Origin of the sequence: Enterobacter cloacae complex sp. EB5, from assembly GCF_031432835.1 — a bacterium.
Classification (GTDB): domain Bacteria; phylum Pseudomonadota; class Gammaproteobacteria; order Enterobacterales; family Enterobacteriaceae; genus Enterobacter; species Enterobacter hormaechei_C.
In genome coordinates this window covers 1,894,430-1,909,197 of record NZ_CP133860.1, presented here as the reverse complement: position 1 = coordinate 1,909,197, position 14,768 = coordinate 1,894,430, and the positions used below count along the sequence as shown (strand labels likewise).

The window sequence follows — 14,768 nt, the reverse complement described above, 5'->3', positions numbered from 1 at the left end:
ATGCATGGTGAAAAATAAATTAGTGTTGCCGGTGATGATGGCTTGCGCATCCGGCACGCTGCCCGCGCTTGCGCATGCAGCCTCAAGCTCCGTGGTTATCGCTAATTACCGTTTTCCCGACTCGCTTTATGCACTGCTGGAGCAGGGGATCAAAATTCCCGTCTATCTGGTGAATACGCGTCCACACTCAGCACAACAAGGCAACCACGAAGGCACGGCGAGCGAATACGTTCGTATCGGTGACGTGACGCTCTTTGCAAAAGATCTGAAGCTGGGGCTGAGGGATGTTCAGGTCCAGGAGTCTGATAACGGCATTCGTCTGTCAAAAGAGATGCGAACGTTATTGCAGAGCATTAACGACAAGCAGTTCGATGACCAGATGCGCATTCCCGTAAGTGCGGGTTCGGCGTTCGAGCTGGATCAGAAAAAAATGCGCCTGTTGCTGAATCTGTCGCAGAACGACTACGGGGTGAATATTCGCCCGCGTGAGGTGGACATTGATGCCCCGACGTCCGACGACCTGAGCGGCACGTTCTCCTACAACCTCGGGGCGTATCACACCGAGAGCGGCTACGGTGACAGCTGGTCGTCGGGCTATCTGAACGCAAGAAACTGGATCTCAATGGGTGTCGATCATGTGCTGATCGACGGCTCTGGCTACGTCAACGAGAGCAGCAGCGATACCCAGATGAACGCGGTCATGTGGGAGCGCGACTATCAGGGGATGCGCTACGCCGCAGGCATGCTGAACGGCTGGGCGATGCAGTCTCTGGCGAGCGTCAGCGGGATTTCCGGCGGGGAAGTCTACGGCGTTTCCATGGGCAACCAGGCCAACTCCCGCAAGCGCGATAACACGCTCTCTCTGACGCCGGTGGTGGTCTATTTCCCCACGGCGGGCGAGGCCCGTATTCGTCGTGACGGGCAGCTTATCGGCATTCAGCGCTTTGACGTCGGCAACCATGAAATTGACACCAGCAGCCTGCCCTACGGGATCTACAGCGTCGAAGTTGAAGTGGTGAGCGGAAGCCGCACCGTGTCGCGCAGCATGTACACCGTAAATAAGCCGTTCTCCAGCAACGTGTCGGAAACGCTGCGCTGGCAGATGTGGGGCGGGATGTATAGCCGCGATAAATCCGTCGTCAATTATAAAAAATACGCGAAACGCAAAAACGAGCAGGACAACACCTACTACTACGATTACGACACCAAACATAAAGACACCATGTCGCTGGTGGGGGCCTCGTTCAGCAAGCGTAGCGGGATGGTCGACTGGAACGCCTCTACCTACATGATGCGGGAACATATCGTCAGCGAGCTGTGGGCCTCCCTGAACCTGACGGGCTATTTCTCGGTGAATACCCAGACCATGGCTGCCTCCGACGGAACGTACCGCGCCAACTATGGGGCGAATCTCAGCCTGCCGTGGCAGATCGGCTCGGTGTGGTACTCCCATGAACAGCTCTCCAGCGGCAAGTTCCTCGATATCTATGAGAGCAAGGGCAACACCTGGGGCGCCTCCTTTAGCCTGCCGTCGTTCGGCCTGCCCTCGGCGGGCAACCTGAGCCTGATGCGCCAGGAGGACGACCTTTACCACTACAAACGCTATCAGCTGGACTACTCCCAGGGGTTATACGCCGGTCGCTACGGTACGGCGCGCCTGCGGGTGGGGATGTCGCGCAACAAATACGACGGGTATTACGAAGAGAAAGATCGTTACGTGATGCTCGATTTCGCCATACCGCTCGGCAATACCGTGTCGGTTGGCGTTTCCCACAATCGCGATACCGGCACGGCGCTGAACGTCAGCGCCAGCCGCCAGTTTGAGGGCGATTACCTGAAATCGGCTACCGCCAACGTCTCGAAAGCCTTTAACAGCCGCCAGGATCGCAGCGTAAGCGGCGGCGGCAGCGTGAACTTCGACACGCCGTGGAACAGCAACATCCTCAGCGTCCAGAGCGGCATGAGTAAAGGCTGGAACTCCACGCTGACCAGTGACGGCAGCGTGGGCTGGTCCAAAGAGGCCATCGCCGCCGGGAAAGGTACCGAAAGCGCAGGGGTGATTGTCAGTACCGGTCTCAAATCTGATGAAGCGCTGACCCTGAAGCTTAACGGCCGGGCGGAACGCATCAAAGGGGATAAAACCTGGCTGTCGCTGCCGGCATACCAGGCTTATGACCTGGAAGTGATGAACAGTGAAACCGGTACGGAAAGCTATGAGATTGGCGCGAATGCGCGTCGCCATATCACGGTTTACCCGGGCAATACCGTGGTGATGAAGCCGCAGGTGAAGAAAATCGTCACCCTGTTTGGTCGTCTTGTGGATGCAAACGGGGCCCCGGTTGGCGCCATGCAGATCAAAAACCACGTCGGGCTGACCCGGACGGAAAACGACGGACGCTTCGTGATCGACGTTGATAAGAACAACCCTGTCCTGAGTATCGCCACGCCGGACGACAGCGTCTGCGAAGTGCGCCTGGACATTGAGTCTAACCGCGGTGCGCTGTGGCTCGGGGACATCTCCTGCGAAAAAGGCGATTTCGTCTGGCAGGAAGCAAAAGGAACGCAGGAACGTGACGATGAAAAAGATATTCGCTCTTAATTTACTGCTGATGAGCGCGGCGGCCCAGGCGCAGGAGCTACCCTATTTCGCCATTAATAACCCGGACAATAACGGGACGGGAAACAGCGCGGGGCTGTTTAGTCTGAACAGCACGTCGACCGCGTTTTTACACGGTTCGCGCGAATGGCCGACCCTGAGTGCGAAAACGAATAACGGTATCGCCACTTACATCCCGGACAACAGCTACAGCGGTCCAGCAGGCAGCGCGCTGACCATCGACTTTTCGGTGACCGGTTCCAGCGCCTCTCCGTTCTTCAAAGGGACGGCGTGTTCCTCGTCCTGCGGCAACACGGGGTACACCCCGACGACCAGCTATACCGACACGTCGATGGTGGTTAAGCCGCCGGTGATGGAGCCCGGCACGTCATACGGGCGCTGGGTCCTGGGCGATCCGTTCTTTAACTATCTGCTCAACGCCGCGCCAGGGGATGAAGTGACCATCACCTCCACGCCGCAAATCAGCTCCATCAACAAAGTGACAACCACCAATACGCTTCACAAGGTGGGCACGCTGACCATGACCAACGCCAGGGCGCTCAACCTGGGGATTGACCCGATCAGCGGTGAGGTGACGATTGTCGATGGATCAACGGGGGCCACCTGCACCAAATACACCCGCAACACGGTCTCTGGCGTCCTGTGCGACCTGCTCGAATACACGTTTGTTGGGGAAGATATCTCCGGTTACAACGGGGGGCTGGCGCTCACCTCTTCCCGCGTCAACAGCGTGCTGCAATCGCACATGAGCGGCGGCACCGGGCTTGCCGCCGAGCTGACCTTCGATGAAAACACCTGGTACAGCATCTCCGGCGGTATCCTGAGCGATACGCGTGTCCTGGCGAACACCTTCCTCGCGGCACCGCAGAAAAACGGCGGCAAAGCGTCCCTTAAAATCTTTTTGCCGAAAGCGTTGATTCTGAGCGTGGCGCAGGCGGGGGACGGCAGCAGCATTGGCAATATCGTCAGCCTGTGCCTGACGCCCGGCAACAGTTCGCTGGCGGCGGATTTCTGCTTCCAGCCGGGGGGCGGCCTGGTGATAAACCCTATCGAGCCCGGGCTGGAGATTGTGCCAGACAGCCCGGATTACACCCTCGATCCTGACGGTCTGGGCGGCTCCGGGAAAGGCGCCATCGGCGAAACGCCCATTGAGATCCCCTACACCATCACCTACAGCGGGGCGCAAAAAGATGCGGCGATTGCGGTCACGGTAAAAGTCACCGGGCCTACCCAAAGCCTGAATGGGGTGGACTACTGCGCCTTCAGCGGTAACGGCTTCACGGTTCCCATTCCGGGCAACGTGCTGGTGGGGAAAAGCCAGACGCTGATGGCGCACAACTGTAAAGGCGAAGTACTGTCGATCCCGGCGCCGGCCACCCATGCGGAAGAGTGGGACAAAATGAGCTCCGGCGTGACCGATATGTGGCTCTGGAAAACGCCGCTGATCCTCCAGTTCGTTATGGATAATCCGGTATCGAAAACCACCTATGACGGAAATAGCTGGTTTGGCGAAGTGACCGCGCAGGGAAGAATAGATGTTAGCGCATCCTGGAATTAATCAACCATGACTGGAAAATTCCTGGCTATTTTTGCAATAAATTGCTTCATTTCCACAGGGGCAAATGCTTTAATTATCGAAAGTCTGAATATTGATTTTCTGCCTGAGAAAGAAGTTGTTTTTCAGCCGATAAAAAACGATACCAGCGAGCGTCAGAATTATACCGTTTCGCTTATTCAGGTAGACGTTCCTAAAGAGAAGGGAAAAGAAACCGAAATAAAAGACGGCGAAGTCATGTATTCGCCTAAGCAATTAATACTGGGGAGCGGTGAACGCGCGGGTTTTAAATTTTATTATACCGGCCCGCATGACAACAAAGAGCGATACTATCGCGTAAAATTCACCGAGACGCCGCTCCAGGCAAAGGTTATCACGCGCAAAGGCCAGCGCATCCAGTCGGATGTGGTGGTCTCGCTTGAGGCTATTTTGATTGTCCGCCCATGGACACGACATTTTGATTATGCGTTTAGCAACGGGGTGGTGAGTAATACCGGGAATACCTATTTTAAATATGTTTCCTCGGTCGGGTGCAGTACGCAATACAACAATTCAAAATATATTCCACCGGGGCAACGGCTGGAAATAGATAATGCCGGGCAGGCTGCAAGACGAATGATTATTTATGGCAATAAAATCATTCCGCTGACCACCTGCCCGTAGCAACCGCTTTCCTTCATAAAAGGAAATTAGCCTTTAGCATCATGCTAAAGATCCATCACTACAGGAGATAAAAATGAAAGCGATTTCATTCACAGAAGCGAAAGACATTATTGGCGGCGCGTTAAACCCGTTCGCTGGTCTGGTTAAAGGTGCACAGCTGGGTTACGACACCGGCGCCAGCATCATGGGCATGGTCGGCGGTGTGGTTGGCGGAGTTCTGGGTGGCGCAATGGGCTTCCTGGGCGCGCTGGTTGGTAGCTACAACTAATTCACGTTAACAGGAAAAGACTCATGCAAGTTATCGATTTCAAAAAAGCACAGGCCATCATCGGTGGTTGGGATCCGTTTGCTGCCGCTATTCAGGGCGCAAGCGCGGGCTATAACGCGGGCAGCCAGATGTTAGGCGCGCTGGGCGGCACCATCGGCGGCGTATTCGGCCTGGTGGGCGGCTTCATCGGCGGTTTCTTCAGCGCCTAAGCGAGAAGCACGTTGTACGCATGGCCCGCATTGCCGGGCCATTTTTTTATTTCAGCCACGGATCATTATGTTTTCGCTCTTTCAGTATAAAAAACAGGGTAAGACCCCTGTTATTCGCCAGCATGAATTTACCGAATGTGGACTGGCCTGCCTGGCGATGGTGTTGGGGCACTACGACCACCATGTCTCCGTCAGCCAGCTGCGCCGGGAGATTTCCGTTTCCGCCGATGCGGGAACCTCAATGGCGGAATTGATGACCCTTGCCAGCGATAAAAATATGTCTGGCCGGGTGCTTAAAGGCGAAATCACTGAAATAGAAACGTCTGAGCTGCCGCTCATCGCCTTCTGGCGCGGTAACCATTTCGTGGTCATCGTGAAGATCGACAGCCGCAGCGTGACCGTTCACGACCCCGCCAGCGGCGTGCGTCGTTACCGTCTGAAAGAGGCGGAAAAACTCTTTTCCGGCTATGTGCTTGAGCTTAAGCCCACGCCGTGCTTCGAAAAGAAATCCCCGGATGAAAAGCTTACGCTTGGCCGGTTAGCCAATAAATCCCCGAGCCTGTTCCAGCGCCAGCTGCTGCTGTTTGTGCTCTGTATTTTTACCCTCATCACCATGCTGGCGAGCCCCACCTACGTGCAGCTGATTATGGATGAGGCCATTTCCCGCAGCGACAGCGATCTGGTGATCCTGCTCACCGCGATCTTCGCTATCGTCTTTATCTTTGAAGTCATCGGTAAATTCCTCAAGCAGCTGCTTGAGATCCTGATGCGTAACATTGCCTATGACGATTTAAGCCAGTCCGTGCGCCACTACATGCTGCGCACCCAGACCAGCTGGTTCCGCTCGCGCCCGCCGGGCATCGTGCTGGCTATTGAGAAATCGCTCCACGCCTGCGCGGAGTTCATCAGCAATGGTTACGTGCAAATTCTCTTTTCCAGCCTGATCGCCGTCACCAGCCTGCTGTTTATGCTGCTGTATAACGTCAAAATTGCGCTGCTGACGATGCTGCTGATGGGCGTGTTTTTCCTGATCCGCTTTTCGCTGATCGGCCCCTATCAACGGGCGGTGGATGACTCCATCGAGCGCACCGCCCAGTATGAATCCCTGCTGGTGGAGACGCAGAAAGGGATCATTACGCTCAAAGCGAACAACATGGAGCAGGCCCGGGACGCGGTGATGGATAAATCCCAGCGCGAACACATCGCCGGACTGATGCGTAAAGAGCGGCTGCTGGCCCGCTTTGACGTGGCTTCGCTGCTGGTGATCAATGCCGAGCAGCTGCTGGTGGTCTGCTTTGGCGCGTGGCTGATCCTGGAAGGGCAGATGAGCATCGGGATGCTGTACGCCTATATCAGCTATAAGCGCTATTTTTCCGATGCCATGGTGCAGGTGGCGCAGAAGCTGCTGGATAAAAATGCCCTCAAGGGGCCGCTGGATCGCGTGGGCGATCTGCTGTTTGCCCCCTCGGAAACCAGCCAGTTTGGGAAGCGGATTGTCACCTCGCCGGTCTGTCTGCAATTTGAGGATGTCTCATTTGCCTATCCTGGCCGGGAGGCCACGCTACAGCATATCAATATGACCCTGAAGCAGGGCGAAGAAGCGGTGATTGTGGGCCAGAGCGGGTCGGGAAAAACCACGCTGCTGCGTCTGATCTCCGGCATGCTGCTGGCAACGTCTGGCACGCTGCGGATCAATAAGATCCCCATTGAGGAATGCGATCTTTCCTCGCTGCGTCAGCACATCCGCATCGTCCATGCGGACGATATTCTCTTTACCGGCTCGATTCTGGACAACATCGCCTGCTTTGACAGTGCGCCGGATAAAGAGCAGGTCATTGCCGCGTGTCGGCTGGCGGAAGTGGACCACGTCGTCGCCCGGCTGCCGCACGGCTACGAAACGGAGATGCTGCCGGGGAATACCTTTTTCTCTGCCGGGGAGATGCAGCGTCTGGTTCTGGCGCGCGCCCTGTACAGCCAGCCTAAGCTGCTGCTCTGCGACGAAGTGACGGCGAACCTGGATAAAACGACCGCGCAGAAGGTGCTGGCGAACCTGCGTAGCCTGGGGATTGGCCTGGTGTTTGTCACCCACTCGCCGGACGTGGTGGGCTGCCAGGGGCGTCTCTATACCATGGAAAACGGCACCCTGCGGGAGAATGCGCCATGATGTTTCTGCCGCGTCTCTATGCTCGCCTCTGCGCGCGCCAGGCCGGACGCACGCTGCTGGCAAACCGGATCACACAAAACTACAGCCAGTTTATGCGCTGCCCGGAGGCCGATGTCCCGGCTGATTTTCTGCATCAGAACGCCCATGAGCTGAGCGGGTTTAACTTCGTGGAGCAGATCTTCCCGACCACGCTTTGGGCTCGCAACGTTCGTTTCGATCTGCACGGGTACGTGGCGCAGTGGACGCAGGAGCAGGCATTTTACCGCTCGCCGCGCACCCTGCTTCTGGGCATGCGCTGGGCGGGCTTTGGTCTGATCGTGGATGCGCTGCTCGCCACCGCGCCAGCCGATGTGCGCTTTCAGTTTATTACCCGTCACCCTGCGCTGCATAAGCTGATGGCCGCGCACGAAGGCCGACGCGCCAGCTCGTTTTTCGCCCCTCACCGCCTGGTGACGGTGTTGCTGATGGACGAACGCCTGCCGGATGCGCCGTTGTTCTCCACCCAGGCAGGAGATCAAAAGGCGTGGTTAACGGATGTCTCAACGCGGTTTTTATCGCGCTATGGCTACGGCGTCCGAACGCTGCTGCCGATCTGTTCGCTGCACGCGGCGGAGTTTGGGCTGGAGAGTCAGGCGTATGCGCCAGAGGATTACCGCCAGGCCGCCGCCGACACGCTGAACGCGCTGCGCAAAACCCCCACGCTCTGGAGTGCATGGGACGATCTTTCAGTGATTTATCATGGATGACATATCGTGAAATTAAAAAACCGAAGCCGACAGCGGCGGGCGCTGATCCCGCATCACTTCTCAAAAAGCTATCACATCAACGCGCCACGGCTGAAAGCCGTGCTGACCTTGTTCATCGCCTTTTTTCTCTGCCTGCTGGTCTTTGCCATCGTCTTTAATTTTTCGGAAACCACGCTGGCACGCGGGGTGCTGATCCCGGCGCAGGGCGATGTGGAAGTCCGCGCCAGAGAGTCCGGTACGCTTGTGGATTTTGCCGTACGGCCGGGTCAGTACGTGAAGGAAAACGATCCGCTGTTCACCGTGTCCCAGGACTATGGCGGCAAACAGGGCTCGGTGGTGCAGTTTGACCGCCAGCAGATGGAAGCGGAGAAAAAGCGCAGCGAGCAGCGCATTCAGGCCATTGAGGACTCGATTGCGTCGTATCGCAAAAATCTGGCGCAGCAGCTGGCTCTCACCGACAAGCAGATCGCCGTTTCCCGCGATAAGGTGAAGAAGCTGCGCGCGCTGTTAAAAAACAGCACCGACACCTACGAGGCGTGGAAATCCGTCTCCGGGAAGGGCTATGTCTCCAGAGTGGATCTCGATAAAAGCCACAACGATGTGCTTAATGCGCAGCTCAACCTGACGCTGGAGGAGAGCACGATTCTTGAGCTTGAGGCACGAAAAACCAGCCTGACCGACAGCACCCAGTCGCAAATTGACTCTCTGAGCGAAGAGCAGCTGTATGTGAAAAACCGTATCAGCGAAATTGACCGCAACCTGTCCAGCCGGGGAAGTTCCACCATGGCGATGCTGGCCCCTTCCGATGGTTACGTGGTGGCGATTAACTTCCCGCTTGGCCGGGCCATTACGCAAAACAGCGAGGTGGTGGTGGTGATCCGGAAAAATACCGCGGCGACGATGGAGGGGTATCTGTATGTGCCGGCAACGGGGGTGGGTCGCGTGGCGAAAGGCGATAAAGTTAAGCTGCGCTTCGACTCCTGGCCCGTGGACAAATACGGTTCCGTGGAGGCAACGCTGTCCGATTTCTATGAGGTAAACATTGATGCCCATTCGGCGCTGATCCCGCTCCAGGAAGGGCAGAACTACTACCTGGCTAAAGTGCGCGTCCCCTCCTGGTTTACCGACCCGGACAAGAAAAAGCGCATGCTGATGGGCGGAATGACGGTGAACGCCGATATCGTTATCGATCGTAAGCCGCTTATCAATCTGCTGATTGCGCCGCTGGAAAGGGTGCGCAAGCGGTTTATCGATTGACCTGATTTCATCGATCATCGCCCTTTAGCCCACATTCTTAACGGCACCCTGGGGCTATTCTCCTTCTCATACCAACCGGAGGATAGCCCATGAACATTACGCAAATTCGCAATGCCACCCAGCTGATGCCCTACGCGTAATTAATTCATGGCATATATGAGCCGGTACAACCATGTATGGTTTACGGTTGGACTTTGCATTGGATTCCATACATTGTACAATAATTAGTACAATGCATTTGGAGGTACTTATGCGTGTTATTAGTTACAGTGAAGCCCGACAAAACCTGTCGGCAACCATGGTTCAGACGACGGAAGACCGCGCGCCGGTGCTTATTACGCGCCAGAACGGTGAATCTTGTGTTCTGATGTCGCTGGAAGAGTACAACTCGCTTGAAGAAACCGCATACCTGATGCGCTCCCCGGCAAACGCAAAACGTCTGATGAACTCTATCGAGAGCTTGAAATCTGGTAGCGGGAAGGAAAGGGACATTATTGAGTGAAGATCACATGGTCTGAAGAGGCATGGGAAGACTACCTCTATTGGCAGGAGACCGATAAGCGCATGGTGAGGAAAATCAATGAGCTTATCAAAATCTCCTGTCGCACTCCGTTTGAGGGGATCGGCAAGCCAGAGCCATTAAAACATAACCTGGCTGGCTTCTGGTCTCGCCGAATCACCTCTGAGCATCGCATGGTCTATGCCATCACAGAAGAAGCGATCCTCATAGCTGCGTGCCGATATCACTACTGAATTACCGACGCACAACTGTCTTCGTGCAATTTTTCTATTCCGACCGAAAGATCGGATTGCCTGGACTTATTTCTAATGTTGTTGCCGGATGAGCAAGAGTTTTTAGATTACATCACTGAAAATTACAGTGAACGTAAGCGTCCTGCCCTGAAGGAATGGACCTTCCAGGAGCATTTTAACCTCGTCCCTGAAGATCTGGAGGAGATGCTGCTCGACCTTTTTAACCGGTAGAGCAGTCGAATTCTTTAATGATCAGCATAGGGGAATGCATACGTGTACCGGTTATTTTGCCGGTTAATGCACCACCGTCGACCTTAAGCCATAAACCCGTAGGCCAGGTAAGCGTAGCGCCACCTGGCAATTACCCCAGCCGCTCCATCCTCGTTTCCCCCTCCGCCATCGACAGCTGATACAGCGAAAACGATCGGTGCTTCTCAATCAACTGCGCCAGCTCCGGCGAGTGGCTGGTGAGCCAGATCTGCGAATAGCGGCTGGCTTCGGCAATGAGGCTTGCCAGAGCGGGCAGCATCTGCGGATGCAGGCTGTTTTCCGGTTCGTTGAGGGCGATGAATGCGGGAGGGCGCGGGCTTAACAGCGCCACCGCCAGGCACAAAAAACGCAGCGTGCCGTCGGAGAACTCTGCCGGTTCCAGCGGCCTGCTCAGCCCCTCGCGCTGCATCATCATGCGGAAGCGCCCGCCGGTGTTATCGCTGTAAAACACGCAGCCGGGGAAGGCCTGGTCGAGGATGCGCATCAGCAGCAGCTCGTCGCCAATTTCGACAATGGTCTGAAACGCGGCGGCCAGGTTCGCGCCGTCGCTGGCCAGCACCGGGGAACGAAAGCCTACCTGCGGCGCACGGATCGCCGAGCCGGATGAGACGGAAAACTCATGATAAAACCGCCAGTTACGCAGGGACTCGCGCATCTGCGATACTTCGGGGTAGAGGTGCGGTTCACCGAGCTGCCCGAACACCGACTCGTTCTCATACAGCGTACCGCTGTGGGTCACTTTTTCGTGATGCACGTTGTTGAGGAATACGGCCTGGTTCTTACGCTTCATCAGCTGTGACGACGGACGACGGTGCTGGCCGCTCAGCCAGATAGATTCCTCTTTGATCACCGGGTCGAGCTGAAACTGTGAGGGGTAGGGCAGCTTTTCCACGAACCCGACCTGAAGCTCATATTCATAGGTTTCCGTTTCCACCGCCAGGTTCATGCGCCGCAGCTGGTCGCTGCGGGTTTTGCCCGCCCAGAACACTTTCAAAATGCCGCCCTCGTTCGCCAGCGCCTGGGAGAATTGCCCCTGCGCCGCGCTGTGCATCAGGTAAATCGCTTTATAAATATTGGATTTTCCGGTGCCGTTGGGGCCGAACACGATATTGAGCTGTTCCAGCTCAAGCGACATATCGCGAATTGAGCGGTAGTTTTGAATATGCAGATTTTTGATCATCGGGGTACTCCGCTGTGCACGATTAACCTGTACAGAATTACAGTATTTTACGCTGAGCGCAAAAAAAAGACGACAGTGAGGGTGTCGTCTAAACGGGGTACAGCTTTGGGCCTCTGTGGGTCAATGGGGCCTTCGCTTCTTTCTTATCAGGTAACGGCCAGACGCAGACCCAAATCATCAGGATAGGGATCAAAGTAGTTTTGCGTCATCAGATACCGGTCAGGGTATTCAGCCAGATAATGTTTAAGCAGCGTCAGCGGCGCGAGGATCGGCAGCAGCCCGTCCCGGTAATGCAGGATCACATCACGCAGTTCTCCGCGCTGGCGGCTGTTCAGCTGGTTACGGAAATAGCCCTGAATGTGCATCAGCACGTTCGTGTGATTCTTCCGCGAAGCGGGTTTTTTCAGGATGGTCATCAGCTTGTCGCGATAGGCCACGAAAAACGCGTCCAGATCGTCCCACTCGTGCAGTGATGCCACGAACGGGCCAATTTCACGGTAGCCTGCCTGATGGTGCGCCAGAAGCTGAAGCTTATAGCAGCTGTGAAAGTCCAGCAGAGCACGGCGCGTCAGGCCATTTTTACGCATTACGTTCAGTTCGTGGAGAGCGAAAACGCGCTCAACAAAGTTTTCCCGCAGTACCGGATCGTGCAGGCGACCGTCTTCTTCGACGGGCAGCCAGGGATAAGTTTCAAGGAGGGCGGCGGTGAACAGCCCGACACCCTCCTTGCGGCCCCGGTTGCCGTTTTCGTCGTACAGCCGCACGCGCTCCATGCCGCAGCTGGGGGATTTTGCACAGACGATAAAACCCGACAGATCGCCGATTTTCGGTAGATAATCCGCCGTAAATGCGGCCATCTTCTGCGTGACGTCATCGTGCGGCGCTTTGCTGAACCGCATTTCTGTCTCGCCGCCGGTGGTCATCACCAGGCGCAGCGCCGGACGAGGCGTGGGCAGGCCGATAGCCATTTCAGGGCATACCGGACGGAAAGCGACCCACTGCGCCAGCTCATCCATCACAAAGCCCATACGCTTATGCCCGCCGTCAAAGCGAACGGCGGAACCGGTCAAACATCCGCTAATACCCAGCACAGGTTTTGTTGTCATGGTGTGCACCTCCCGATCTCATATCTAAAAGTTACACAACAATGCGTATTTGTCCAAGTATTGGCGGAGTTATTTTTTAATCGTCTTTAAAATCAAGAGCAATCAGCTGCCCTTGTAGGTTGAGTAACCGTACTGGCTGAGCAGAAGCGGGATATGCAGTTTTTCATTGGTGCGGGTGACGGTGAACAGCACCGGAACTTCCGGGAAGAAGGAGTCCAGCTTTTTGCCGTGGAAGTAATCTGCGGTTTTGAAGGTCACTTTATACACGCCAGGCGCCATATCCTGATCCTGCGGATAGAGCGATTTGATGCGCCCGTCGTGGTCGGTTTTACCGCTGGCAATCGGGGTCCACTTGTCCTGCTCCTGCTTCTCCAGCGTGACGGTCACATCCGCTGGCGGCATACCGGTTTGCTGGTCCAGAACGTGAACGCTCAGGGTGCCTGCCGGGGCGCTGAACGCGGCAGGCGCGAAAGCCATTGCAGCCAGCATCATCAGAGGGAGTGTCTTTTTCATCGTGTTTTCCTGTTGAGTTGTCGGTGACAGGAAAACGTTAGCACTCGCTGCGCGAAAAAATATTCAACTTTTCGTGAAGATTGCCACAGCAGAAAATAATCAGAGGATAATCACCTCAAGGGAAACCTGCTGCTGCCACTGTGCAACCTGCTTTTTCCGCGCGGCGGTAAGTTTACCGCTGGTGACCAGCAGCCATTTGCGGTCCGGGAAAATTTCCGGGGCCAGCGCGGCAGGGGGAACCGGCAGTATGTCGATGCGGTGGCCCTGGCCGGTGCGCGTCAGAGCTTCAAGCCAGATCTCACACGGGTCGTTCAGATGCCAGCCGCTGATGAGGATGTTATCGCCCGGCGCTTTTTTATCGCCCTCAAGGCAAAACGAGGTATAGGCGATGAGGATGCCGTCGAGGATCTCACGCAGCGTCATGGCGGCGGCGACGTTCGCCGAAATCTGGCTGCGCAACGGACGCAGCACGTTAGTGACCAGCTCTGGCCTTGGGTATTCGCGTCCGGCGTCGTAAATCATCTGACGCAGGGATTCAATTTTCCCCTCCTGCAACTTTTGCAGCATGGCCTGTTGCAGGGTTTGCCAGTTATTGGCGCGGCGCGGCGCAGGGCGTTCCAGCAGTGATTTTACCTGACCGATGGGTACGCCTTTTTTTACCCAGTCGAGGATTTTCAGCGCCTGCTGAACGTCCTCATCGCTGTACAGGCGGTGACCGCCGTCCGTACGCTCGGGTTTGAGCAAGCCATAGCGTCGCTGCCACGCCCGCAGCGTGGTGGCGGTGATGCCGCTGAGTCTGGCGAATTCGCCGATGGAGTAAGCCATGTCTGCATCCGAAGAGAAGGAGTTGTCTCAATATACTACGAATATTCCCCGACGGGATGAAGCGCCGCACGGGTGCGCTACACTTAACGTCCAACCGCGTAAATGAAAGGAGTTCTCATGAGGCTATGGCCTGTCGTTACCGGTGTCGCCATTGCGCTGACGCTGGTTGCCTGTAAATCTCCCACGCCGCCGAAAGGCGTGCAGCCCATTACCGGCTTTGATGCCAGCCGCTATCTCGGCAAATGGTATGAAGTCGCCCGACTGGAAAATCGCTTCGAGCGCGGTCTGGAACAGGTCACCGCGACGTATGGCAAGCGCAGTGACGGCGGTATCAGCGTACTGAACCGCGGCTACGATCCGGTGAAGAAAAAATGGAATGAGAGCGAAGGAAAGGCGTACTTTACCGGCGAACCGACCACGGCTGCGCTGAAGGTATCGTTCTTCGGCCCGTTCTACGGCGGCTATAACGTGATCAAGCTGGATGATAAGTACCAGTACGCGCTGGTCAGCGGCCCGAACCGTGACTACCTGTGGATTTTATCGCGCACCCCGACCATTCCGGATGCGGTGAAACAGGACTACCTGAACACCGCACGCGGTCTGGGCTTCCGGGTCGATCAGCTGGTGTGGGTGAAGCACTAA

General features: G+C 56.0%; 16 protein-coding genes. 12 read left to right on the top strand and 4 right to left on the bottom strand.

From position 1 onward, the window contains the following. Nucleotides 1–4 precede the first annotated feature (4 nt). The 11 genes from RHN82_RS09125 (at nt 5) to RHN82_RS09075 (ending at nt 10,463) form a co-directional block, all read left to right on the top strand. Nucleotides 5–2,599, top strand: coding sequence for a CS1-pili formation C-terminal domain-containing protein (locus tag RHN82_RS09125; protein ID WP_047050693.1), 2,595 nt, complete (start codon nt 5–7; stop codon nt 2,597–2,599). After that, nucleotides 2,577–4,175, top strand: a complete 1,599-nt coding sequence (locus tag RHN82_RS09120; protein WP_047050695.1) for a hypothetical protein — start codon at nt 2,577–2,579, stop codon at nt 4,173–4,175. Before RHN82_RS09125 ends, RHN82_RS09120 begins: the two co-directional genes overlap by 23 nt. Before the next feature lie 6 nt (nt 4,176–4,181). Further along, on the top strand, nt 4,182–4,835 hold the full coding sequence (locus RHN82_RS09115; protein WP_047050697.1) for a hypothetical protein: 654 nt from the start codon (nt 4,182–4,184) through the stop codon (nt 4,833–4,835). A 73-nt stretch (nt 4,836–4,908) separates the two neighbouring features. Beyond that, a complete protein-coding gene (locus RHN82_RS09110) occupies nt 4,909–5,103 on the top strand; it encodes a hypothetical protein (RefSeq protein ID WP_000644465.1) in 195 nt (64 codons plus the stop codon). Nucleotides 5,104–5,126: 23 nt separating this feature from the next. Then, on the top strand, nt 5,127–5,312 hold the full coding sequence (locus RHN82_RS09105; RefSeq protein WP_001196016.1) for a hypothetical protein: 186 nt from the start codon (nt 5,127–5,129) through the stop codon (nt 5,310–5,312). 67 nt (nt 5,313–5,379) lie between these two features. After that, nucleotides 5,380–7,476, top strand: a complete 2,097-nt coding sequence (locus tag RHN82_RS09100; protein ID WP_047050699.1) for a peptidase domain-containing ABC transporter — start codon at nt 5,380–5,382, stop codon at nt 7,474–7,476. Continuing rightward, nucleotides 7,473–8,222 carry a hypothetical protein gene (locus RHN82_RS09095; RefSeq protein WP_047050700.1) on the top strand — a complete coding sequence of 250 codons (750 nt, stop codon included), beginning with the start codon at nt 7,473–7,475 and terminating at the stop codon, nt 8,220–8,222. The genes RHN82_RS09100 and RHN82_RS09095 overlap by 4 nt, the downstream gene beginning before the upstream one ends. 6 nt (nt 8,223–8,228) lie before the next feature. Continuing rightward, nucleotides 8,229–9,479 carry an HlyD family secretion protein gene (locus tag RHN82_RS09090; protein WP_047050701.1) on the top strand — a complete coding sequence of 417 codons (1,251 nt, stop codon included), beginning with the start codon at nt 8,229–8,231 and terminating at the stop codon, nt 9,477–9,479. A 250-nt stretch (nt 9,480–9,729) separates the two neighbouring features. Beyond that, nucleotides 9,730–9,981: a YoeB-YefM toxin-antitoxin system antitoxin YefM gene (yefM, locus tag RHN82_RS09085; RefSeq protein ID WP_047050702.1), complete on the top strand. Its 252-nt coding sequence runs from the start codon at nt 9,730–9,732 to the stop codon at nt 9,979–9,981. After that, nucleotides 9,978–10,232, top strand: coding sequence for a Txe/YoeB family addiction module toxin (locus RHN82_RS09080; protein WP_047050704.1), 255 nt, complete (start codon nt 9,978–9,980; stop codon nt 10,230–10,232). The genes yefM and RHN82_RS09080 overlap by 4 nt, the downstream gene beginning before the upstream one ends. 75 nt (nt 10,233–10,307) lie before the next feature. Beyond that, nucleotides 10,308–10,463 carry a hypothetical protein gene (locus tag RHN82_RS09075; protein WP_154815872.1) on the top strand — a complete coding sequence of 52 codons (156 nt, stop codon included), beginning with the start codon at nt 10,308–10,310 and terminating at the stop codon, nt 10,461–10,463. Nucleotides 10,464–10,593: 130 nt separating this feature from the next. Here RHN82_RS09075 and RHN82_RS09070 read toward each other — a convergent pair whose 3' ends face one another. From RHN82_RS09070 to RHN82_RS09055, 4 genes are all read right to left on the bottom strand, one after another. Further along, nucleotides 10,594–11,682 (bottom strand): AAA family ATPase, encoded by a 1,089-nt coding sequence (locus tag RHN82_RS09070; RefSeq protein ID WP_047050706.1) that lies wholly within the window; start codon nt 11,680–11,682, stop codon nt 10,594–10,596. 146 nt (nt 11,683–11,828) lie between these two features. Beyond that, a complete protein-coding gene (locus RHN82_RS09065) occupies nt 11,829–12,788 on the bottom strand; it encodes a DUF523 and DUF1722 domain-containing protein (protein WP_047050707.1) in 960 nt (319 codons plus the stop codon). 102 nt (nt 12,789–12,890) lie between these two features. Next, a complete protein-coding gene (gene uraH, locus RHN82_RS09060; RefSeq protein ID WP_022650126.1) occupies nt 12,891–13,301 on the bottom strand; it encodes a hydroxyisourate hydrolase in 411 nt (136 codons plus the stop codon). A 99-nt stretch (nt 13,302–13,400) separates the two neighbouring features. Continuing rightward, entirely contained in the window at nt 13,401–14,126 is a 726-nt protein-coding gene (locus tag RHN82_RS09055; RefSeq protein ID WP_017383646.1) for a MerR family transcriptional regulator, read from the bottom strand. Nucleotides 14,127–14,243: 117 nt separating this feature from the next. Between RHN82_RS09055 and RHN82_RS09050 the strand changes: the two genes are divergently transcribed. After that, a complete protein-coding gene (locus tag RHN82_RS09050; protein ID WP_047050709.1) occupies nt 14,244–14,768 on the top strand; it encodes a lipocalin family protein in 525 nt (174 codons plus the stop codon).

Excerpts from the sequence above, each read along its gene's own strand:
- RHN82_RS09115 (WP_047050697.1), top strand. The coding sequence starts at position 4,182 with ATGACTGGAAAATTCCTGGCTATTTTTGCAATAAATTGCTTCATTTCC.
- RHN82_RS09050 (WP_047050709.1), top strand. The coding sequence starts at position 14,244 with ATGAGGCTATGGCCTGTCGTTACCGGTGTCGCCATTGCGCTGACGCTG.
- RHN82_RS09095 (WP_047050700.1), top strand. The coding sequence starts at position 7,473 with ATGATGTTTCTGCCGCGTCTCTATGCTCGCCTCTGCGCGCGCCAGGCC.
- RHN82_RS09065 (WP_047050707.1), bottom strand. The coding sequence starts at position 12,788 with ATGACAACAAAACCTGTGCTGGGTATTAGCGGATGTTTGACCGGTTCC.
- RHN82_RS09105 (WP_001196016.1), top strand. The coding sequence starts at position 5,127 with ATGCAAGTTATCGATTTCAAAAAAGCACAGGCCATCATCGGTGGTTGG.
- RHN82_RS09070 (WP_047050706.1), bottom strand. The coding sequence starts at position 11,682 with ATGATCAAAAATCTGCATATTCAAAACTACCGCTCAATTCGCGATATG.
- RHN82_RS09100 (WP_047050699.1), top strand. The coding sequence starts at position 5,380 with ATGTTTTCGCTCTTTCAGTATAAAAAACAGGGTAAGACCCCTGTTATT.
- RHN82_RS09120 (WP_047050695.1), top strand. The coding sequence starts at position 2,577 with ATGAAAAAGATATTCGCTCTTAATTTACTGCTGATGAGCGCGGCGGCC.
- RHN82_RS09125 (WP_047050693.1), top strand. The coding sequence starts at position 5 with ATGGTGAAAAATAAATTAGTGTTGCCGGTGATGATGGCTTGCGCATCC.
- yefM (WP_047050702.1), top strand. The coding sequence starts at position 9,730 with ATGCGTGTTATTAGTTACAGTGAAGCCCGACAAAACCTGTCGGCAACC.
- RHN82_RS09110 (WP_000644465.1), top strand. The coding sequence starts at position 4,909 with ATGAAAGCGATTTCATTCACAGAAGCGAAAGACATTATTGGCGGCGCG.
- RHN82_RS09075 (WP_154815872.1), top strand. The coding sequence starts at position 10,308 with ATGTTGTTGCCGGATGAGCAAGAGTTTTTAGATTACATCACTGAAAAT.
- RHN82_RS09055 (WP_017383646.1), bottom strand. The coding sequence starts at position 14,126 with ATGGCTTACTCCATCGGCGAATTCGCCAGACTCAGCGGCATCACCGCC.
- uraH (WP_022650126.1), bottom strand. The coding sequence starts at position 13,301 with ATGAAAAAGACACTCCCTCTGATGATGCTGGCTGCAATGGCTTTCGCG.